This is a genomic window from Micromonospora sp. NPDC048894, from assembly GCF_040649765.1.
GTDB lineage: Bacteria > Actinomycetota > Actinomycetes > Mycobacteriales > Micromonosporaceae > Micromonospora > Micromonospora antibiotica.
Genome location: NZ_JBEZFY010000016.1, coordinates 130,853 through 151,613, shown reverse-complemented (window position 1 = coordinate 151,613; position 20,761 = coordinate 130,853). Strand labels below are relative to the sequence as shown.

The window sequence follows — 20,761 nt, the reverse complement described above, 5'->3', positions numbered from 1 at the left end:
ATTATGGCTTTCGGCCCTCGTGGTGCCTCATCGTCCCTGTTGGTCGGTCTGCTGACCGTGACCCTGGTCGGCGCGCTCGCCCCGGCCACCGCGTACGCCGCACCACACGTCCCCGGCCGCTCCGCGCCCGATCGGTCGGGTCTGGACCGGTCCGCGCCCGATCCGTCGCGGTCCGGGCGGCAGAGCGGCAGAGCGGCCACCGGTGAGCGATGGTCCGTCGACCTCGCCGTCGTCGGCGGCGACGACGTGAACGTCCGGTTCGGTGCCGGCCGGCTGCGCCTGGCCGACCCCCGCCCGACCCGACACAACCGGCCCGCCGCCCTCGGTGCGCCGGTCGCCGAGGGGGTGCTGCTCGCCCCCGCGTATACCCTCGCCGGCCCGGCCAACCGGGTCCACGCCGCGCTCACCGCCGAGGCCCCCACCGGCACAGCCGTCGGTGTCCAGGTGCGCGGCTGGCAGCCCACCGGCTGGACCGAGTGGCGGGAGGCCGGCACCGCCCCCGCCACCTTCGACCGGCCGGTCAGTCGGGTCCAGACCCGGGTGCTGCTCACCACCCGCGACGCGAAGGCCGCCGCCTCGGTACGCGCGGTCCAGCTCACCGCCGACACCGCCGCCGTCCAGAAACCCGCCCCCACCGCCGTACGCAGCTACCGGGTCTTCGCCACCCGGGAGGGCGAGGTCGGCGGGGTGACCGCCAACGGTCGCACCATCCAACCCCGGGACCACTTCGTCGCCCTGCCGTCCCGGCGCGGGCTCTCCCCGCTCGACACCGGCGACTACACCGTGCGGGTCTGCACCACCAGCGGCAGCCGCTGCGAGTACGCGCCGGTGTGGGACGTCGGCCCGTGGAACACCCGGGACGACTACTGGAACCCCGCCGCCGTCCGGGAGAACTGGAAGGACCTGCCGCAGGGCCGCCCCGAGGCACAGGCCGCCTACCAGTACGGCTACAACGGCGGCAAGGACCAGTTCGGCCGTACCGTGCTCAACCCGGCCGGCATCGACCTCGCCGACGGCACCTTCTGGGACGGCCTGCTGCTCACCGACAACGCCTGGGTCGACGTCACCTACCTGTGGACCGGCACCGGGCCGCGCGGCGTGATCGGCTCCGGGCCGCTCAACATCCGCACCGGCCCCGGCACCTCGTACCCGACCCGGGGGCTCGCCGCCACGCACGCCAACGTGCCGATCCAGTGCTACGTCAAGGGGCAGACGGTCGCCGGGACGTACCGGACCACCAACCGGTGGAACCGGCTGGCCGGCGGTCAGTACGTCAGCCACGCCTACGTGTCCACCGTGTACGGCGGCACCGTGTCACCCTGCTGACCGGTGCACCGCTGACGGGACCCTCCCCGACCCGGCGGGTCAGGGGGCGGGTCGGCTCAGGGCCGCTCGTCCGGGCGGGGCGGGCGGACCATGTCCTGGTAACGGGGGTGACTCGCGCCGTACACCGCGAAGTTCAGCCGGGCGTGGGTGAGACTCAGCTCACCGTTCGCCCCGCCCCGCACCACGTCGGCATCGGCGTCACCCTGGCCGTCATCGGTCCAGAAACAGACCGGACAGGTGCCCCCACCCGTCCGGGACGCACAACAGGGACAGCCCACCGGAACCCACACTTCACCCACCGCAGCAGCATTCCACACCGGACGTCGGCCAGGGAGCGCAGCTCACCCCCTGATACGCCCCCGCACCGTGACCGTGGCACCCGGGGCCACCCCGAGCAGGTCCACCGCCCGACCCCCGTTGCGGGCCACCGCCACCAGGCCGGCGGAGTCGACGAGCACGACCAGCGAACCGGGTGCCACGTCCCCGAACGTCCGCCCCCGGACCGCCGGTCGACCGTCGACCTGCACCGCCGCGGGCAACGACGCCAGCAGGTCCGCCCCGGCGGCGAGCTGCACGTTGCCGAAGTGGTCCACGCTGAGCACCTCGGCGGTGAACCCGTCGGCCTCCCGGCGCAGCACCGGCGGGGGCAGGATCACCAGGGAAGCCGGGTCGACCTGCGGCCCGGCGTCGGCCGGCGGGCCACCGAGAGCCAACCGGGCCGCCACCGGGGCGAAGACGTCCCGGCCGTGGAAGGTGTCCGACACCTCCGCCGCCAGCCACCCCGGCGCGGTCAACTGCACCGCCGAGGTGATCCCACCCAACGCCTGCGCCGCCGCCGGCAGCACCCCGTTGTCCGGCCCGACCAGCAACCCGCCCGGTGTGACCAGGGCCACCGCCCGCCGGGACGTCCCGACCCCCGGGTCCACCACCGCCACGTGCACCCCGTACGGCAGGTGCGGCACGGCCTGGGCGAGCACCGCGGCACCCCGCCGGACGTCCCCCGGCGGCACCAGGTGGGTCACGTCGATCACCCGGGCGGTCGGGGCGATCCGGCCGATCACCCCGTGGCAGACGGCCACGAACCCGTCGGTGAGCCCGTAGTCGGTGGTCAGTGAGATCCAGGGGGACGGGGCCATGCCCGGCAGGCTAGTGCGGCGGGCCGACTATCACTGACCGGACACCCCGATCGGCCGACCGGCCGGTGCCGTCCCCGCAGCGGGTTCGGCAGACTGCCGGGGTGACGAAACGCCTTCGTATCCTGTCCACGACCGCCACCGTCCTCGTCGCCCTGGCCCTGGCCGGCTGCGGCGACGACCCCGCCGACGAGCGGGACGGCGGGGCGTGGGCCGACGGCCGGGCGAAAGCCCCGGCCACCACCGAGGCCGCCCCGGCGGACGGACCGCCGAAGACCGCGAAGCCGGGCACCACCCCCCGGGAGAGCCCCTCCACCCCGCCGTTCGTGCTGCCGACGAAGAAGACCAGCGCCCCTGCCGCCCGCAAGGTGGTCGACGCGTTCACGGCCGCCGGCCTGAAGGCGCCCGACCCGCGCGACCGGTCCAAGGACTGCGGACCCAACGGTGCGGGGGTCGGCTGCGCCCAGCTGCTCGTCACCGACGCCGTCTCCGTCTACGTCTTCCCCGACGAGGCGAGCGCCACCAACCAGACCGACGTGTGGGGGACCAAGGCGTACCGGTCGGGTGCGGTGGTGCTCAACTACCTGGGCACCCGGACCAGCGCCGCCGAGCAGAAGCGCTACAACGACGTACTGGCCAAACTCGGCTGACTGCCGCAGCCCGGGCCGGTCGACGCCGGTGGGGTCACCCCGACCGGTGTCGCCCGGCCCGGACGACTGCGGCGGGGGCGGCGCGGGCGCGGGGTGACCTGCCCGGTCAGCCACGCAGGCGCAGGCCACGGGGGGTGGCCCGGAAACCGGCTGCGGCGAGCGCGTCGCGCAGCGGGGACGAGTGCACCGCCCCACCGTCGGCCCGCTCCACCGACATCGCCCCCAACGCCCCGGAGTGCACCGCGTCGGCGAGCGCCTTGCCGGCGGCGGCCAACGCGTCGGGCTCGGCGGTGAACGAGAGGATGGTCCGCCCACCCCGTTCGACGTAGAGGGCCAGGTCACCGCCGACCAGCACCACCACCGACCCGGCCTTGCGGCCGGCCCGGTGCCCGGTGCCCGGTGCGGCGTCGTCGCCCGAGTCGACGGCCCGTTCCGGCCAGGACAGCGCCGCGCCGTACGGGTTGGCCGGGTCGGTGGCGGCGAGCACCACGGTCGGCCCGTCGCCGCGCCCCCGGCCCCGGTCGGTCGGCTCGGCGAGCGCCCGCAGCCGGTCCACCGCACCGGGCACCGCGAACTGCGCCGCGCCCAGCCCCTCGACGAAGTAGCCCCGCCGGGCAGCGCCACGCTCCTCCAACGCGGCGAGCACCGGATAGACGGCGGCGAACCCGCCGACGACCTGCTCGGCCACCACCGCGCCCCGGGTCACCACCCCGTGCCGGTCGAGCAGCAGATCGGCCAGGGCGGCGGCCCGTCGGGTCGGATCGGTGTCCCGCTCCGGCAGCCGCGACCAGCGCCCGGCCACCGTGGGCGGGCCACCCCGGCTGGGCAGCGCCACCCGACCCGGGCGACGGTAGCGGGTACGCGGGGCGGCCGGGCGGGACCGGTGCGCGCCGCCCGCGCCGAGCGCCGCCCGCAGCGGGGCGAGGGTGTCGTTGGTGAGCTGCCCCGCCCAGACCAGATCCCAGATCACCGCGGTCAGGGCGGTGTCGTCGTCGGAGCCCACCCGGTCGGACAGCGGGCGGAAGAACAACGCCTGCCCGTCGGCGAGTGCGTCCAGCACGGCGGCGTGCAACGGGGTGCCGGCGAAGGTGTCGTCCGGCGGGGGGAGCAGCAGCGGTGCGACGTCCGCGTACGCCAGGGTGATCCAACCGTCGCCGCCGGAGATCGCCCCCGAGCCGGCCCAGACCACCTCACCCCCGGCGCACAGCTCGTCGAGCTGGGCGGGGGAGTAGTCGGCGACCCGGGCGGGCAGCACCAGCCGCTCCCACGCCGACGCCGGCACCGCCGTGCCCTGCAACTGCTCGATCGTGGCGGCCACCGCCTCCACCCCGCGCGCCGACGAGCCGATCTGCTGCCAGCGGGGCAGGAAGCCGGCCAGCACCCGGGGCGGCACCGGTTCGATCTCCCGGCGCAGCGCGGCGAGCGACCGGCGGCGCAGCAGCCGCAGCACCTCGGCGTCGCACCACTGGGTGCCCACGCTGTCCGGGGCGAACTCGCCGGAGACCACCCGCCCGGTCGCGGCGAGCCGACGCAACGTCTGCTCCACCACGAAAACCCCGAGCCCGAAGCGGGCGGCGCAGGTCGCGGCGGCGAACGGCCCGTGGGTGCGGGCGTACCGGGCGACCAGGTCGCCGAGCGGGTCGGCCACCGGCGTCAGGTACGCCTCGGCCACCCCCACCGGCAGTGCCACCCCGAGCGCGTCGCGCAGCCGGGCCGCGTCCTCGATGCCCACCCAGCGGTCCTCGCCGGCGATCCGGACCCGCAGCGCCCGGCGGGCCGCCGCCAACTCCACCGGCCACTCCACCGGCACGCCCCGCTCGGCCAGCTCCGCCTCGGTCAGGTCGCCGAGGACCCGCAGCAGCTCGGCGACGTCCTCGGCGTCGCGGGGTCGACGCTGGTCGGTGCGCCAGCGCAACTGCCGTTCGGTCTCGGCGAGCACCGCCGGGTCGAGCAGCTCGCGCAGGTCCACCCGGCCGAGCAGCTCCCCGAGCAGGGCCGAGTCCAGCGCCAACGCGGCGGCCCGCCGCTCGGCCAGCGGCGCGTCCCCCTCATAGAGGAACGCGCCGACATAGCCGAAGAGCAGCGACCGGGCGAACGGCGAGGGGCGTTCGCTCTCCACCTCGACCAGGCGGACCTTGCGGCTGGCCAGGTCGCGCATCAGCCCGGCCAGGGCGGGCTGGTCGAAGACGTCCTGGAGGCACTCCCGGGCGGCCTCCAGGGTGACCGGGAAGTCGGCGTACTCGCGGGCCACGTCGAGCAGTTGGGCGGCGCGCTGGCGTTGCTGCCACAGCGGCTGCCGGCGGCGCGGGTCACGCCGGGGCAGCAGCAGCGACCGGGCGGCGCACTCGCGGAACCGGGCGGCGAACAGCGCGGAGGTGCCCACCGACTCCTCGACCAGTTGGGCGATCTCGTCGGGCTCGAACACCACCACGTCGGCGCCGGGCGGCTCGTCGGCGGTGTCCGGCAGCCGCACCACGATCCCGTCGTCGGAGGGCATCGCCTGGGCGTCCACGCCGTAGCGTTCGGCCAGCCGGCGGCCGATCGCCAGCGCCCACGGCCCGTTGACCCGGGCCCCGAGCACGCTGTGCACGGCGAGCCGCCAGTCACCCAGCTCGTCGCGGAACCGTTCGACCAGCACCGTGCGGTCGTCGGGCAGCGAGCGGGTGGCGGCCTGCTGCTCACGCAGGTAGGCCATCAGGTTGCCGGCCGCCCAGTCGTCGAGGCCACCGGCCCGCAGGGCGGTCAGGGCGGTGGCGTCGTCCTGGCGCAGCAACGCCCGGATCCGGCTGCCGATGGCCCGGCCCAGCTCGACCGGCCGGCCCAGCTGGTCGCCCTTCCAGAACGGCATCCGGGCCGCCTGGCCGGGTGCGGGGGAGACGAGCACCCGGTCGGGGGTGATCTCCTCGATCCGCCAGGACGAGGAGCCGAGCAGGAAGACGTCGCCGACCCGGGACTCGTAGACCATCTCCTCGTCCAGCTCACCGACCCGGGCGGCGCGCTGCGCACCGGCCAGGAACACCCCGAACAGGCCCCGGTCGGGGATGGTGCCGCCGCTGGTGACGGCGAGGCGCTGGGCCCCCGGCCGCCCGGTGAGCACGTCGGTGGCCCGGTCCCAGACCAGTCGGGGCCGCAGCTCCGCGAAGGCGGTCGACGGGTAGCGGCCGGAGAGCATGTCGAGCACCGCGTGCAGCGCCGAGTCGGGCAGCTCGGCGAAGGGCGCGGCCCGGCGGACCAGCACCGCCAGGTCGCCGAGCGACCAGGGTTCGAGGGCGACCATGGCCACGATCTGCTGGGCGAGCACGTCGAGCGGGTTGCGCGGGTAGTGCAGCTCCTCGATGGCGCCGGTCGCCATCCGCTCCGCGACCACCGTGCACGAGAGCAGGTCGCCCCGGTGTTTGGGGAAGACCACCCCCCGGGACACCGCCCCCACCTGGTGTCCGGCCCGGCCGACCCGTTGCAGGCCGGCCGCGACGCTCGGTGGGGCCTCGATCTGCACCACCAGGTCGACCGCGCCCATGTCGATGCCCAGTTCCAGGCTGGAGGTGGCCACCACGGCGGGCAGCCGGCCGGACTTGAGGGCCTCCTCGATCTGCTTGCGTTCCTCCCGGGAGACGCTGCCGTGGTGGGCCCGGGCGATCACCGCATCGGCCCCGGTCGCCGTGCCCGACTGGGCCATCACCTCGGCCGGCGGTCCGGCGGCGGCGTCGGCCGGCTTCCCGACGGCCCGGTCATCGGCGGCCGGCGCTCCGACGGTCTGTTCCTCGGCGGCCAGCTCGTTGAGTCGGGCGCAGAGCCGTTCGGCGCTGCGCCGGGAGTTGGTGAACACGATGGTCGAGCGGTGTGCCCGGATCAACGCGAGGACCCGTTCCTCCACGGCGGGCCAGATCGACGCCCGGCGCGGGCCGGGCCCACCCAGGTCGTCCTGGAGGGGTTGCTCGGTCTCGTCGAGCCGGGTCATGTCCTCCACCGGGACCTGGACGCTCACCTCGATCGTCTTGGGGGTGGCCGGCTGCACCACGTCCACCGGGTGGGCACCGCCGAGGAACCGGGCGCACCCGTCGATCGGCCGGACGGTGGCGGACAGGCCGATCCGCTGGGCGGGTCTTTCCAGCAACCCGTCTAGACGCTCCAGGGAGAGCGCCAGGTGGGCGCCGCGTTTGGTGCCGGCGACGGCGTGCACCTCGTCGAGGATGACGGTCTCGACGCCGCGCAACGAATCCCGGGCCGCCGAGGTGAGCAGCAGGAACAGCGACTCGGGGGTGGTGATGAGGATGTCCGGCGGGGTGCGGGCGAAGGCCCGGCGTTGGTCGGCGGGAGTGTCGCCGGTGCGCATCCCGACGGTGATGTCCGGCGGGGTCACACCGAGCCGGGTGGCCGCCTGCCGGATGCCGGCGAGCGGAGCGCGCAGATTGCGCTCGACGTCGACGGCGAGCGCCTTGAGCGGGCTGACGTAGAGCACCCGGCAGCGTCGCCGGGCGTCGGCCGGCGGCGGTGCGTCGGCCAGCCGGTCGAGCGACCAGAGGAACGCCGCGAGCGTCTTACCCGAGCCGGTGGGTGCCACCACCAGGGCGTTGCGGCCGGCGGCCACCGAGGTCCAGGCACCGAGCTGGGCGGCGGTGGGGGCGGCGAAGGCGGCGCTGAACCACTCCCGGGTGGCCGGGGCGAAGCCGGCCGGCACTTCCCGGCCGTCGCCCGCGCCGGCCGGGCCCGCCGGGTTCGCCCTGCCCGCCGTGCCGTCCGGGTCCGCCGTGCCCTCCCTGCCCCGCCTCGTCACGTCCCCATCCTGCCTCGGCGGTGTGACATCTGGCCGGCGCGGATGCTGGACTGTCCGACGCCGCGAGAGAATAGCGAATTAGCCGATTAGTACGTTAAGTCTTACTTAACTGCTTGCTTGCGACCCACAACATAAAGTAACTTCACTCGGACTGCCGCAACGGGTGAGAGGAATCGGATGTTCGTCGAGGAGCGTGGCCCGACGCCCGGCACCGACGTGCTCATCCGCAAGGTCGAAGGGCATCTCACCGCCCTGCGGACCAGCCTGCGCGGCCCCGAGCTGGAGCTGGCCGAGCGCCTCGCCGACAGCCTGCGGGAGCTGGTCGTCTCCACCGCCCAGGCCAGCGCGGCCGACCGGGGTCAGGTGCGCGTCGCCGTGCACTACTTCGTGCTCCGCCGGGAGAGCCGCGGCAAGCTGCTCCCGGTGCGTTCGCTCGCCGTCGCCCAGCGGGTGGTCGACAAGGTCGCCCTCCAGCTCGGTCGCCCCGACCTGCTGGTCGAGCCCCGGCGGGCGCTGACGCCCGCGCTCCCCGGCGGCGAGACTCCGCCCGGCTGACGGGCGATTTCCCGAAAAGCCCCCACCGGGGGCTGAACTGGCGTGTGATCGGTGCGGAACGGGACAATTCGCCCGGTATGCGCCGCCAGTTCGACGGGAGGACGCGTGCTCGTACTGCTGCTCCTGCACCTGGTGGCGGCGCTCCTCGCGCCACTGCTGGTCCGGTGGTGGGGTCCGCGCGCCTGCTATCCGCTCGCGCTGGTGCCCGCCGCCGCGTTCGGCTGGGCGCTGACCCGCACCTCGACGGTCCGCGACGGGGGCGCGGTCGTCGAGACGTACCAGTGGATCGGGCAGCTGGACCTCGACGTGGCGTTGCGGATGACGACGCTGTCCTGGCTGATGACCCTGCTGGTCGGCGCGATCGGCGCGCTGGTGCTGGTCTACTGCGGCCGGTACTTCGCGCCCGGCGCGGTGGGCCTGCCCCGGTTCGTCGCGGTGCTGGTCGCCTTCGCCGGCGCGATGCTCGGCTTGGTCCTCGCCGACGACCTGCTGCTGCTCTACGTCTTCTGGGAACTCACCACCGTCTTCTCCTACCTGCTCATCGGGCACAGCACCGAGCGACGCTCCAGCCGCTGGGCGGCGGCCCAGGCGCTGACCGTCACCACGCTGGGCGGGCTGGCCATGCTGCTCGGCTTCCTGATCCTCGGCGGGCACGCCGGCACCTACCGCTGGTCGGAGATCGCCGCCGCCCCCCTGCCCGGCGGTGCGACGCTGGTCGCCGCCGTGCTGCTGATCCTGACCGGCGCGCTGGCCAAATCGGCGATCGTGCCGTTCAACGGCTGGCTGCCGGTGGCGATGGCCGCGCCCACCCCGGTCAGCGCCTACCTGCACGCGGCGGCGATGGTCAAAGCCGGCGTCTACCTGATCGGCCTGCTCGCCCCCGTGCTCGCCGACACCGGCCCGTGGCGGCCGATGCTGCTCACCCTCGGCCTGGTCACCATGCTCGCCGGCGGCTGGGCGGCGCTGCGCCAGTGCGACCTGAAACTGCTGCTGGCCTACGGCACGGTCAGCCAACTCGGCCTGCTGACCGTGACGATCGGCACGGGCAGCGCCGACGCCGCGCTCGCCGGGGTCGCGATGCTGCTCGCCCACGCCCTGTTCAAGGCCGCCCTGTTCCTCGTCGTCGGCATCATCGACCACGACGTCGGCACCCGCGACCTGCGGGAACTCTCCGGCCTCGGCCGTCGGGCCCCGGCGCTGGCGGTGGTCGCCACGCTCGCCGCCGCCTCGATGGCGGGCGTGCCGCCGCTGCTCGGCTTCGTCGCCAAGGAGGCGGTCTTCACCGCGCTGGCCACCCGCCCGGTGGTGCTCGCCGGGCTGGTCCTGGGCACCGTGCTCACCGTCGCCTACAGCATCCGCTTCCTCTGGGGTGCCTTCGCCACCCGCCCCGGCACCGCCGAGGCCGCACCGGAACCGATCCCGCTGCCGATGCTCGTCCCACCCGCCCTGCTCGCGGTCGCCGGGCTGGTCGCCGGCCCGACCGCCGCCGCGCTCGACGGCCTGCTCGGCCCGTACGCGGAACTCTTCGGCCCGCCGCACGACACGCTCGCCCTCTGGCACGGCCTGACCCCCGCCCTCGGCCTGTCCGCGCTGGCGCTGGCCGGCGGGGCCGTGCTGCACGCGGTACGCGGCCCGCTCGCCCCGGCGCTGGCCCGCTGGAGGCTGCCGTTCACCGGCAACCAGGGGTACGAATGGGCCACCCACCACTTCGACCGGCTGGCCATCGAGGTCACCGGCGCCACCCAGCGCGGCTCACTGCCGCTGTATCTCGGCACCGTCCTGCTGGCCCTGGTGCTGGTGCCCGGCACCGCCCTGGTCAGCACGAGCCCGTGGCACACCCGGATCGCGCTCTGGGACAGCCCGCTGCAACTGGTGGTCGGGCTGGTGATCGGGGTCGCGGCGGTCTTCGCGGTGAACGCCCGACGACGGCTGACCGCGATGCTGCTGGTCGGGGTGACCGGCTACGGCACCGCGATGCTGTTCGTGCTGCACGGGGCACCCGACCTGGCGCTGACCCAGTTCCTGGTGGAGACCTCCACCATCGCCGTCTTCGTGCTGGTGCTGCGGCGGCTGCCGGAGCGGTTCTCCGCCCGGCCGCTGCGCCGCAGCCGGTGGGCCCGCCGGGTGCTCGGCGTCGCGGTGGGCGTGGTGCTGGCCGGGCTGGCGCTGATCGCCTCCGGGGCCCGCACCGCGGTGCCCATCTCCACCGCGTTCCCGGCGCTCTCCGTCGCCGAGGGGTACGGGCGCAACGTGGTCAACGTGACCCTGGTGGACATCCGGGCCTGGGACACCATGGGTGAGATCTCGGTGCTGGTGGTGACCGCCACCGGGGTGGCCAGCCTGATCTTCGAGCGGTCCCGCACCGGACCGCGCCCCCGCCGGGTCGAACCCGCCTCGCCCCGACACGACGACCGGCCGGTCTGGTTACGTGGCGGGGCGACCCTGCACGCGCGACGCCGGTCCATCGTTTTCGAGGTGGTGACCCGGCTGCTGTTCCACACCATCGTGCTCTTCTCGCTGTTCCTGCTCTTCTCCGGCCACAACGCACCCGGCGGCGGCTTCGCCGGTGGCCTGGTGGCGAGCCTGGCGCTGGCCGTGCGCTACCTGGCCGGCGGCCGGTACGAACTGGCCGAGGCCGCCCCGATCGGGGCGGGCACGGTGCTCGGGGCCGGCCTGGCGATCTCCGTCGGTGGTGGCGTGCTGTCCCTGCTGACCACCGGGACCGTGCTGGAGAGCGCCAAGGTCGACCTGCCGCTGCCCGGCCTCGGTGGGCCGTACCTGGTCACCTCGCTCTTCTTCGACATCGGCGTCTATCTGATCGTGGTGGGGCTGATGCTGGACATCCTGCGCAGCCTCGGAGCGGAGATCGACCGGCACGTCGAGGCGGCCGGCAAGTCCGACCGGGGGCTCGTCGTCGACCACGAGGGGGACCGACGGTGAGGGGCGGCGGGGCGGGACCCACGCTGGTGCTGGTGATCGCCGTGGGCCTGCTCACCGCCACCGGGGTGACGCTGCTGCTGGAGCGCAGCCTGACCCGGATCTTGCTCGGGGTGATCCTGTTCGGCAACGGGGTGAACCTGCTCATCCTGGTCGGTGGCCGTTCCGGGGTGGCTCCGGTGGTCGGCACCGGCCCGGAGGACGAGATGAGCGACCCGCTGCCGCAGGCGATGGTGCTCACCGCCATCGTGATCACCTTCGGGCTGACCGCCTTCCTCGCCGCCGTGGCGTACCGCAGCTGGTATCTCGGCGGCAACGACGAGGTGCAGGACGACGTGGAGGACCAGCAGATCGTCGCGCTCGCCGCCCGCAACGAGGTGGCCAACGCCGATCTCGGCGGCGAGGGACCCGGCGACGACCCGGAACAGGTCGACCCCGAGCCGCCCCAGCGGGGGCCACGCCGACCCGGGGGTACGCGATGACCGCGCTCCTACCGTTCCCGGTGGTGGTGCCGCTGCTCGGTGCCGCCCTCACCCTGATCCTGGTCAACCGGCCCCGGTTGCAGCGCACCGTCAGCGTGGTCGCGCTCGGCACCAACCTGGTCGTCGCGGTGCTGCTGCTGGTGCGGGCCCACCGGGACGGGCCGGTGGTGACCGAGGTGGGGGGCTGGCCCGCCCCGGTCGGGATCGTGCTGGTCGCCGACCAGCTCGCCGCGCTGATGCTGGTGGTCTCCTCGGCGGTCACGCTCTGCGTGCTGCTCTACTCCATCGGCCAGGGCCGCGCCGAGACGAGCGAGTCGGCGCCGGTGAGCATCTACCACCCGACGTACCTGGTGCTGACCGCCGGGATCACCAACGCGTTCCTCGCCGGTGACCTGTTCAACCTCTTCGTCGGGTTCGAGATCCTGCTCGCGGCGAGCTTCGTGCTGATCACCCTGGGCGGCACCGAGGCCCGGATCCGCACCGGCTCGACGTACGTGGTGGTCAGCATCCTCTCCTCGATGATCTTCCTGGCGGCGGTGGGCCTGGTGTACGCGGCCACCGGCACCCTCAACCTGGCGCAGCTCGCCGGTCGACTCGACGCGCTGCCCGACGGCGTACGGCTGGCGTTGCAGTTGATGCTGCTGCTCGCGTTCGGCATCAAGGCGGCGATGTTCCCGCTCTCCGCGTGGCTGCCGGACAGCTACCCGACCGCCCCGGCACCGGTCACCGCCGTCTTCGCCGGCCTGCTCACCAAGGTCGGCGTCTATGCGATCATCCGGACCGAGACGCTGCTCTTCCCCGGCGGTCAGGTGGCCAACGTGCTGATGGTGGGGGCCGGGCTGACCATGGTGGTCGGCGTGCTCGGCGCGGTGGCCCAGTCGGACATGAAGCGGCTCTTCTCGTTCACGCTGGTCAGCCACATCGGCTACATGATCTTCGGGGTGGCGCTGAGCACCACCGCCGCGCTCTCCGGCGCGATCTTCTACGTGGTGCACCACATCACCATCCAGACCACCCTGTTCCTGGTCGCCGGCCTGGTCGAGGAGCGGGCCGGCAGCACCGACCTGCGCCGGCTCGGCGGCCTGGCCCGGGTCACCCCGCTGCTGGCGGTGCTCTTCTTCGTCCCCGCGATGAACCTGGCCGGCATCCCACCGTTCTCCGGTTTCCTCGGCAAGGTCGGTCTGCTCCAGGCCGGGGTGGCCCAGGGCGGCCCACTGCCCTGGGTGCTGGTCGTCGCCGGCACGGTGACCAGCCTGCTCACCCTCTACGCCACCTCCCGGGTGTGGAACATCGCGTTCTGGCGGGCCCCGCAACTGGCCACCGCCGAGCCGGTCGTCCGGCTCCCCGGGTTGATGGTCGGGGCCACCACCGCCCTGGTGGTGCTGGGGCTGGCCCTGACCGTCGCCGCCGGCCCGCTGTTCCAGGTCACCGCCGACGCCGCCGTCGACCTGCGGCTGCGCACCCCGTACGTGCGGGCCGTCCTGCCCGGCGGTCCACCGTGAGCGGCGCGTCGTCACGACCCACCGGACGGCGTCGGGACCAGCTCATCGCCCTCGGTTGGCTGGTCGTGGTCTGGAACCTGCTCTGGGGCCACTTCTCCCCGGCGAACGTCCTCACCGGTCTGCTGGTCGGCGGGTCGGTGCTGCTGTTCTTCCCGCTCCCGCCGGTCTCCTTCGGCGGCCGGTTGCGACCCCGGGCGCTGCTGGTGCTGGCCGGCACCTTCGTCGTGGAACTGGTCAGCGCCAGCATCCACGTCGCCGCCATCGCCGTGCGTCCCGGCTTCCGCCCGCGCGGCGCGATCATCGGGGTGCCGCTGCGGGTACGCACCGACCTGAACCTGGCGCTCACCGCCGAACTGCTCTCCCTGGTGCCGGGCACCCTGATCGTCGAGGTGGACCGGGAGGCCGGGGTCCTCTACGTGCACGTGCTCGACGTGCGCTCACCGGCCGACATCAGCGGCAGCCGGGAGCGGATCCTCGCCGTCGAGGAACGCATCGTCCGCGCCGTCGGCTCCGAGGCGGAGTTGCGACAGCTCCTCACCGAACCCACGGAGGCACCGTGACCGTCGTCCTCGCCGTCGTCCTGACCGTGCTGCTGTCGACCACCGCGCTGCTGGCGTTGGCCCGGATCTACCGGGGGCCGTCGCTGCTGGACCGGGTCATCGCCGCGGACCTGCTGCTCGCCGCGATGCTCAGCGCGGTCGGCGCGGAGGCGGCGGTGAACCGGCACGCCACCACGTTGCCGGTGCTGGTGGTGCTCTCCCTGCTCGGTTTCGTCGGCTCGGTCGCCCTGGTCCGCTTCGCCGCCCGGGAGGAGTCGTGAGCGTGGGTACGGTGGTCGACTGGTTGGCCGCCGTCGCCCTGGTGTCCGGGGCACTGCTCAGTCTCGCCGCCGGGATCGGTGTGCTGCGCTTCCCGGACGTGCTGGACCGGATGCACGCCGCCACCAAACCCCAGGTGCTCGGGGTGCTGCTGTTGCTGGTCGGGCTGGCGCTGCGGCTGCGTACCGCCGCCGACCTGGGCATGATCATGCTGGTCGGGGTCTTCCAGTTGGCCACCGCCCCGGTCGCCGCCCAGATGATCGGCCGGGCCGCCTACCGGTCGGGTCGGGTGGACCGCAGCCTGCTCGACGTCGACGAGCTGGCCGGACACCAGCCCGAGCCGGCTGGCCCCCGGCCGGAGCGTGCCGACTTCCGGTCCGGGGACGACGGTTCCCGTTCCGGGGACGGTGGTTCCCGGTCCGGGGACGGTGACTCCCAGGCCGAAGGCGGTGACCCCCGGTCCGGGCCCGGTGGACAGCGGGAGTGACGCCGCGGACAACGGGGAGGAGCAGGCACTTTGTGCCCACCCTCAGCGGGCTTCCAGCGAGCGCCGATAGAATTGCCGGATGATCGACTCTTCTGCCCAGGAGGGCAGCAGTAGCCAGCCGGGTCGTGCCCGGCAATCCCCCGCCCCGACGTCCACGGGAGCCCTGAGCGACCCGTGTTGATCGTCGTCGGCCTCGCACTCATCATCGTTCTCACCGCCGCCACCGGCTACTTCGTGGCCCAGGAGTTCGGCTACGTCGCCGTGGACCGGGGCAAACTCAAGCAACTCGCCGACGACGGCGACGCCAAGGCCGCCCGCGCCCTGGAGGTCACCGGGCGGCTGTCGTTCATGCTCTCCGGGGCACAGCTCGGCATCACCGTGACCGCCCTGCTGGTCGGCTACGCCGCCGAGCCCTACCTCGGTGCCGGGCTGGCCGAACTGCTCGGCGGCGTCGGCGTCTCCACCGGGGTCAGCCTGCCGCTGTCGGTGGCGTTGGCGCTGGTCATCGCCACCGTCGTGCAGATGGTCCTGGGTGAGCTGGCCCCGAAGAACCTGGCCATCGCCCGGCCCGAGACGCTGGCGCGGGCGCTGAGCCGGTCCACCCTGATCTACCTGAAGATCGCCGGGCCGCTGATCACGCTCTTCGACCGGGCCGCCGTCCGGTTGCTGCGCCGCCTCGGCATCGAGCCGATCGAGGAGCTGCCCAGCGGCGCCACCCCGGCCGACCTGGAGCAGATCATCGCCGAGTCCCGGGAGGAGGGGCACCTCGACGCCGAGATGTCCGACCTGCTCGACCGGGGCCTCGACTTCCGGGAGCTGACCGCCGGGGAGGCCATGGTCCCCCGGGTCGACGTGCACACCATCCGGGCACACGAGCCGGTCAGCCGGGTGGTCGAGCTGCTCGACACCGGTCACTCCCGTTTCCCGGTACGCGGTGCCGAAGGCGTCGACGACCTGGTGGGCGTGGTCGGCATCGCCGACGTGCTCGGGGTGCCGCCGGCCGAGCGCGCCACCACCCCGGTCAGCGCGGTGGCCGTACCGCCGCTGCTGGTGCCGGAGACGTTGCCGCTGCCCACGGTGCTGGACCGGCTGCGGTCCGGGCACCGGCAGCTCGCCTGCGTGGTCGACGAGTACGGCGGCTTCGCCGGCGTGATCACCCTGGAGGACATCGCCGAGGAACTGGTCGGGCCGATCCGCGACGAGGACGACCCGCCCGACCGGGCCCCGGCCCGGCAGGAGGACGGTTCCTGGGTGGTGCCGGCCCGCTGGCGCATCGACGAGGTCGCCGACAGCACCGGCATCTCACTGCCCGAGGCCCCCGAGTACGACACCCTCTCCGGGCTGGTCATGCGGGAGCTGGGCCGGGTGCCCGAGGTCGGTGACCGACTGGAGGTCGTCCTGCCGGCCGACGGCGACGAGCCCACGGAACGCCCGAAAGCCCTGATCGAGGTGCTCGCGGTGGACCGGCACGTGGCCGACTCGGTGCGACTCACGATGGCCGCCGACCCGGGTACGGGCACGCAGCCCCGGACCGCCCGCAGCGGAAGCGACCGACGCCGCGGTGCGAACGTCCGCGCCACCGGCGGCGGGGGCGACCGTGCCGGGGGCACGAATGCCCGCGCCACCGGCAACGGCCCGGACGTGCACGTCGCCCGGGGTCGGGAGGAGCGCTCATGAGCCCCGTTGTCGCACTGCTGGTCTCGGTGCTGCTGCTCGCCCTCAACGGCTTCTTCGTGGCCGCCGAGTTCGCCCTGGTGGCGGCCAAGCGCTACCGGCTGGAACAGACCGCCGCCGGTGGCGGCCGGGCGGCCCGCGCCGCCCTGGACGGGGTACGTGAGCTGTCCCTGATGCTGGCCGGCGCGCAGCTCGGCATCACGCTGTGCACGCTGGGCCTGGGCGCGTTGGCCGAGCCGGCGATCGAGCACCTGCTCAGCCCGTTGCTGCACGCCGTCGGGCTACCGGCGGCAGCCAGCCACATCATCGCGTTGATCTTCGCGCTGGGGCTGGTGACGTTCCTGCACCTGGTGGTCGGCGAGATGGCCCCGAAGTCGTGGGCGATCACCGACGCGGAGCGCTCGGCGACGCTGCTGGCGCTGCCGTTCCGGGCCTTCGCCCGGGTCGCCCGGCCGGTGCTGTCCCTGCTCAACGCCCTGGCCAACGCGATGCTGCGACTGGTCGGGGTGCAGCAGCAGGACCAGCTCGCCCAGGTACACGGCCCGGACGAGCTGCGCATCCTGCTGGAGCAGTCCCGCGAGCACGGGCTGCTCGGTGCCGAGCAGCACCAGATGCTGACCAGCATGCTGGAATTGCAGGGCACCACCGTCGCCCAGGTGATGGAACCCTTCGACCAGATCGTCACGGTCCACCGGGACGACACCGCCGAGCGGATCGAACAGGTCAGCCGGGACAGCGGCCGGTCCCGGCTCGCCGTCCTCGACGGCGGCGGCGAGGTGTGCGGGCTGGTGCACGTCCGGGAGGCGGTCCGGGCGGTCACCACCGGCCGGGCGGCCACCGCCGCCGAGCTGATGAGCCGCTCGTTCACCCTGCCGGCCACCTCCTCGGTCACCGAGGCGGTCGCCGCGATGCGCGCCGACCAGGCCCAGTTGGCGCTGGTCCGCAACGGCGGCGGGCCGACCCGGCCGATCGGATTCGTGGCTCTGGAGGACCTGCTCGAAGAGGTCATCGGCGAGTTCGACGACGAGACCGACCCGATCCCCCGGGGCCGCCGCCTGCGCTGACTGTCGGCCCGGCCGGGCCGACGCGGTTGAGGCTCCGGCGAGCAGTGGTGGTGCACCGGCTGCCCCCGAGGTGGCGGCATCGAGGTGCGGTGGACCCGTTACCTCGGCCCAACGGAGTCGATCAACGACCCCGCCCCGCCCCGGGGCGGGGTCGTTCCGTCGGGGTGGTCGAGGAGTGCCCGGCCGATCAGGGGGAAACCGCCACCCGCCGGGTAGGTCAGGGCCGGCTCCTGCCTGGTCGGTCGGGGGACACCTCGCCTGCCTGGTCGGGGGCGGCGGGCGGAGGACGGGGGAGTGGCGGGGATGCGGTTGACCGGGGTGTCCCACGAGTCCGGTGCGACCGGGTTGGCGGTGAGCACCACCCTGACCAACCCGAGCACCCGCCCGGGGCTGCGGCTGCCGGGGCAGGTGATGCTCAGCGCCGGGGCGCAGGACGTGCCGGTGCGGCACGTACGGCTCGGGTTGGTGGCGACTGCCGAACCTGACGACCCCCGCTCACCCCGTCACCTCGTGCAGTACCACCAGGTGACGGTGGGGGGTCGGTTCGTCGTACCGGCCGGGCGGCGGCGGGCCATCGACTTCGCCGTACCCCTGCCGTGGGAGACGCCGGTGACGATCTTCGGTGGGGTGCCGTTGATGAGCCTACGCACCGGGCTGCGTACCGAGGTGTCGGTGGACCCGGAGCTGGAGCAGGGGGCAATGGTGCCGATCTTCGTCCACCCGTTGCCCACCCAGCAGCACGTGCTGGCGGCCCTGGACACGCTCGGCTTCGTCCTGCGGCAGGCGGGCCTGGTGTCGAGCCGACTGCCGGGGGTCGAGCAGAGCCTGCCGGTGCACGAACGCCTCGGTTACTGGGTCGCCCCGCTGTACGCCGGGCCGATCACCGAGCTGGAGCTGATCTTCGTGACCAATTCCGCCGGCCTGGAGGTGCTGCTCTGGATGGACCGACGGCTCTCGCTGACCGGAATCAGCCATCAGAGCATCAGCCGGTTCCGGACCTGGCACACCGGTGCCGATCAACGCGACTGGGTCTCCGTCGTGGACGGCTGGTTGCGGGCGGCGATCAACCGGCACGCGGCAGCGGCCTCGAACGCGCACTGGTCGGCCCGGATCACCGAGTCGGCGCACGTCAGCCGCCGACCTGACACGCCGGTGCGACCCGGTTACGGGTTGGGCGGCACCGGCGGTGGAGGTGGCATCGGTGGTGGCGGTGGTGGCGGTGACGGCACCTGAATCCGCCCGCGCCCCCGGCGGTGGTGGTGGCACCTGAATCCGCCCGCGCCCACCGCATCGCCCCCGGTGGTGGTGGCTGAATCCGTCGGGGGTCGCCGCCCGGTCGTGCGTCCGGGGGAGGGTCAGACCGAGGCGGTGGCGAGCTTGATGCCGAAGCCCAGGAAGAGCATCGCGACACCGGTGGTGGCCCCGGCGGCCAGCCGACGGCGTTGCCGGAACTGGGCGGCCAGGAAGGTGCCCGCGAAGATCAGCGCGGTCAGGTAGAGCACGCTGGTCACCTGGGCGATCAGCCCGAGCAGCAGGAACGACAGGGCCGGCCAGGCATAGCCGGGGTCGACGAACTGGATGAAGAACGAGATGAAGAAGAGGATGGCCTTGGGGTTGAGCAGGCTGATCACCAGTGCCTTGCGGAACGGGCTGCGCAGCGCCGCCGGCTCGGCCGCGTCGATCAGCCGGGGCACCGCCGGATCGTGGCGAGCGCGCCACCGCTGCCAGGCCGCGCGCAGCATGGTCAGCCCCACGTATCCGAGGTAGGCCGCGCCGGCGTACTTGATCACGAGGAAGAGCGGCGGGTACGCCTTGAGTAGCGACGCCACCCCGGCGGCCGACAGGAACATCAGCACCGCGTCGCCGAGGAACACCCCACCAGCCGCCCGGTAGCCGACGGCCACGCCCCGCTTGGCGGCGGTGGAGAGCACGAAGAGGGAGTTGGGCCCCGGCAGCAGGACGATCGCCACGGTGCCCAACACGTAAGTCCAGATGTCGGTGATGCCCAGCACGCCCGTCATCCTCGACCCACCGGGGTGGTGCCGCGAAGTCTTTCCCGCAGCATGGCCTGTGCGTTCGGCCACTCATCGACGGTCATCGCGTACTGGACGGTGTCCCGCCAGGAGCCGTCCGGACGCTGCCGGTGCATGCGCAGCACGCCCTCCCGGGTCGCGCCGAGCCGGGCGATCGCCGCCTGCGACCGGGTGTTGCGGATGTCGGTGTGCCAGACCACGCGCACCGCCCCCAGCGTGTCGAACGCCCGCCCGAGCAGCAGCAGCTTGGCCTCGGTGTTGATGCCGCTGCGCCACCAGGGGCGGCCGAGCCAGGTGTAACCGATCGCGACGCTGCGCCGCTGCGGGTCGATCTCGTAGAAGGAGGTGGTGCCCACGACCGCTCCCGTCCGGGCGCAGCGCTGCACCCAGGGCACCCGCTCGCCGTCCTGTCGGGCGGCCAACGCGGCGGCGACGACCGTCCGCATCGCGGCCGGGTCGGCGGGCAGCGGGTGGCCCAGGTGGGCCCAGACCTCCGGCTCGGCGGTGGCGGCGAACAACTCGTCGGCGTGCGCGGGGGTCAACGGCTCCAGCAGCACGTGCGCGCCGTGCAGCGGCACCGGCTCCCACCACGGTGCAGCGCCGGAATCCGGCCCCGGCAGACTGACGACAGGTGCCGGTGACCCGGTGGAGCCCGGCGTCGGCGAGCCGGTGGTGGGCAGGTAGCCCGGGACCGGCGCGACCACCCCGGCGTCCGGCTCGGGCGGGCCGGCGGTCAGCCGGAGCGGCACCACCCCGGCCCAGTGCGGCAGGTCGAGATCGGCCGGTTCGTCGCGGACCCCGCCGGTGCGGGCCCGCACCGACACCTCGCGCAGCGGCAGCGCCAGGACCGCCGTCTCGGCCAGCTCCCGACGGGTCGGCGGACGGCTGTCGGCGGCCCGCCCCGCCCCGACCTTTTCCACCAGGGCGGTCATCGCGGCACGCTTGTCGTCTTCGCTGGTGACCAGGTGGGCGGTGCCGTGTGCGACGACCGACCGGTAGTTGGCGCTGTGGTGGAACTGCGAGCGGGCGTAGATCAGCCCGTCGAGCAGGGTCACCGTGACGCAGACGGGCAGCCCGGCCTCGCCCCGGGCGGCGAGCAGCGGCCGGCTGCCGGTGGACCCGTGCAGGTAGAGGGTGTCACCGACCCGGACGTGCAGGGTGGGCAGCAGACGCGGCTCACCGTCGACCACGAACCCCAGCACGCAGTGGTAGGCCTCGTCGAGCACGGCATGGGCGGCGGCCCGGTCGTAGCTCATCCTGTCCCGGGTGCGGCTGGCGGTGGTGCGTGCGGTCGGCGGGTACATGTGACATCCAGACTTTGTTCTA

Annotated in this window: 16 protein-coding genes and 1 pseudogene; 12 read left to right on the top strand and 5 right to left on the bottom strand. The window is 73.9% G+C overall.

Translation table 11 applies throughout. The features are described from left to right. Positions 1-3 precede the first annotated feature (3 nt). On the top strand, positions 4-1,326 hold the full coding sequence (locus tag AB0C22_RS27180; protein ID WP_357537817.1) for a hypothetical protein: 1,323 nt from the start codon (positions 4-6) through the stop codon (positions 1,324-1,326). Positions 1,327-1,382: 56 nt separating this feature from the next. On the opposite strand, the gene AB0C22_RS27175 is transcribed toward AB0C22_RS27180, so the two are convergent. Then, on the bottom strand, positions 1,383-1,604 hold the full coding sequence (locus AB0C22_RS27175; protein WP_067302767.1) for a CPCC family cysteine-rich protein: 222 nt from the start codon (positions 1,602-1,604) through the stop codon (positions 1,383-1,385). 63 nt (positions 1,605-1,667) lie between these two features. Beyond that, entirely contained in the window at positions 1,668-2,462 is a 795-nt protein-coding gene (locus AB0C22_RS27170) for an SAM-dependent chlorinase/fluorinase (protein ID WP_357537814.1), read from the bottom strand. 101 nt (positions 2,463-2,563) lie between these two features. On the opposite strand from AB0C22_RS27170, the gene AB0C22_RS27165 reads away from it, so the two are divergent. Continuing rightward, positions 2,564-3,109: a hypothetical protein gene (locus AB0C22_RS27165; RefSeq protein WP_357537812.1), complete on the top strand. Its 546-nt coding sequence runs from the start codon at positions 2,564-2,566 to the stop codon at positions 3,107-3,109. Positions 3,110-3,215: 106 nt separating this feature from the next. Here the strand turns inward: AB0C22_RS27165 and AB0C22_RS27160 are convergent, their stop codons facing one another. After that, positions 3,216-7,787, bottom strand: coding sequence for an ATP-dependent helicase (locus AB0C22_RS27160; RefSeq protein WP_357537829.1), 4,572 nt, complete (start codon positions 7,785-7,787; stop codon positions 3,216-3,218). 273 nt (positions 7,788-8,060) lie between these two features. Here AB0C22_RS27160 and AB0C22_RS27155 point away from each other — a divergent pair, with 273 nt between their 5' ends. The 10 genes and pseudogenes from AB0C22_RS27155 (at position 8,061) to AB0C22_RS27110 (ending at position 18,635) form a co-directional block, all read left to right on the top strand. Continuing rightward, positions 8,061-8,438 (top strand): hypothetical protein, encoded by a 378-nt coding sequence (locus tag AB0C22_RS27155; RefSeq protein WP_208569346.1) that lies wholly within the window; start codon positions 8,061-8,063, stop codon positions 8,436-8,438. Between the two features lie 105 nt (positions 8,439-8,543). Continuing rightward, the gene (locus AB0C22_RS27150) at positions 8,544-11,378 is read left to right on the top strand and encodes a Na+/H+ antiporter subunit A (RefSeq protein ID WP_357537810.1); all 2,835 of its coding nucleotides are present in this window, start codon (positions 8,544-8,546) and stop codon (positions 11,376-11,378) included. Positions 11,379-11,407: 29 nt separating this feature from the next. Beyond that, complete coding sequence (locus tag AB0C22_RS27145; RefSeq protein ID WP_255599131.1) at positions 11,408-11,857, top strand: Na(+)/H(+) antiporter subunit C; 450 nt, start codon at positions 11,408-11,410, stop codon at positions 11,855-11,857. Next, complete coding sequence (locus AB0C22_RS27140) at positions 11,854-13,359, top strand: Na+/H+ antiporter subunit D (RefSeq protein ID WP_219468559.1); 1,506 nt, start codon at positions 11,854-11,856, stop codon at positions 13,357-13,359. Before AB0C22_RS27145 ends, AB0C22_RS27140 begins: the two co-directional genes overlap by 4 nt. Continuing rightward, entirely contained in the window at positions 13,356-13,919 is a 564-nt protein-coding gene (locus tag AB0C22_RS27135; protein WP_357537807.1) for a Na+/H+ antiporter subunit E, read from the top strand. The genes AB0C22_RS27140 and AB0C22_RS27135 overlap by 4 nt, the downstream gene beginning before the upstream one ends. Continuing rightward, positions 13,916-14,179 (top strand): monovalent cation/H+ antiporter complex subunit F, encoded by a 264-nt coding sequence (locus tag AB0C22_RS27130; protein WP_208569351.1) that lies wholly within the window; start codon positions 13,916-13,918, stop codon positions 14,177-14,179. Before AB0C22_RS27135 ends, AB0C22_RS27130 begins: the two co-directional genes overlap by 4 nt. Next, positions 14,176-14,664 (top strand): monovalent cation/H(+) antiporter subunit G, encoded by a 489-nt coding sequence (mnhG, locus tag AB0C22_RS27125; protein ID WP_357537805.1) that lies wholly within the window; start codon positions 14,176-14,178, stop codon positions 14,662-14,664. Before AB0C22_RS27130 ends, mnhG begins: the two co-directional genes overlap by 4 nt. A 174-nt stretch (positions 14,665-14,838) precedes the next feature. After that, positions 14,839-16,161, top strand: a pseudogene (locus AB0C22_RS27120) (hemolysin family protein); the annotation flags it as partial. Between the two features lie 176 nt (positions 16,162-16,337). Further along, the gene (locus AB0C22_RS27115; protein WP_219468565.1) at positions 16,338-17,402 is read left to right on the top strand and encodes a hemolysin family protein; all 1,065 of its coding nucleotides are present in this window, start codon (positions 16,338-16,340) and stop codon (positions 17,400-17,402) included. A 303-nt stretch (positions 17,403-17,705) separates the two neighbouring features. Beyond that, the gene (locus AB0C22_RS27110) at positions 17,706-18,635 is read left to right on the top strand and encodes a sporulation protein (RefSeq protein ID WP_219470788.1); all 930 of its coding nucleotides are present in this window, start codon (positions 17,706-17,708) and stop codon (positions 18,633-18,635) included. Positions 18,636-18,757: 122 nt separating this feature from the next. Here the strand turns inward: AB0C22_RS27110 and leuE are convergent, their stop codons facing one another. Next, positions 18,758-19,423, bottom strand: a complete 666-nt coding sequence (leuE, locus tag AB0C22_RS27105; RefSeq protein WP_357020373.1) for a leucine efflux protein LeuE — start codon at positions 19,421-19,423, stop codon at positions 18,758-18,760. Further along, a complete protein-coding gene (locus AB0C22_RS27100) occupies positions 19,420-20,739 on the bottom strand; it encodes a GNAT family N-acetyltransferase (protein ID WP_357537803.1) in 1,320 nt (439 codons plus the stop codon). Before AB0C22_RS27100 ends, leuE begins: the two co-directional genes overlap by 4 nt. Positions 20,740-20,761 lie beyond the last annotated feature (22 nt).

What these genes read in the sequence shown, in the direction of transcription:
- AB0C22_RS27180 (WP_357537817.1), top strand. Translation starts at nt 4, where the DNA reads ATGGCTTTCGGCCCTCGTGGTGCCTCATCGTCCCTGTTGGTCGGTCTG.
- AB0C22_RS27170 (WP_357537814.1), bottom strand. Translation starts at nt 2,462, where the DNA reads ATGGCCCCGTCCCCCTGGATCTCACTGACCACCGACTACGGGCTCACC.
- AB0C22_RS27155 (WP_208569346.1), top strand. Translation starts at nt 8,061, where the DNA reads ATGTTCGTCGAGGAGCGTGGCCCGACGCCCGGCACCGACGTGCTCATC.
- AB0C22_RS27140 (WP_219468559.1), top strand. Translation starts at nt 11,854, where the DNA reads ATGACCGCGCTCCTACCGTTCCCGGTGGTGGTGCCGCTGCTCGGTGCC.
- AB0C22_RS27115 (WP_219468565.1), top strand. Translation starts at nt 16,338, where the DNA reads ATGAGCCCCGTTGTCGCACTGCTGGTCTCGGTGCTGCTGCTCGCCCTC.
- AB0C22_RS27110 (WP_219470788.1), top strand. Translation starts at nt 17,706, where the DNA reads ATGCGGTTGACCGGGGTGTCCCACGAGTCCGGTGCGACCGGGTTGGCG.
- leuE (WP_357020373.1), bottom strand. Translation starts at nt 19,423, where the DNA reads ATGACGGGCGTGCTGGGCATCACCGACATCTGGACTTACGTGTTGGGC.
- AB0C22_RS27100 (WP_357537803.1), bottom strand. Translation starts at nt 20,739, where the DNA reads ATGTACCCGCCGACCGCACGCACCACCGCCAGCCGCACCCGGGACAGG.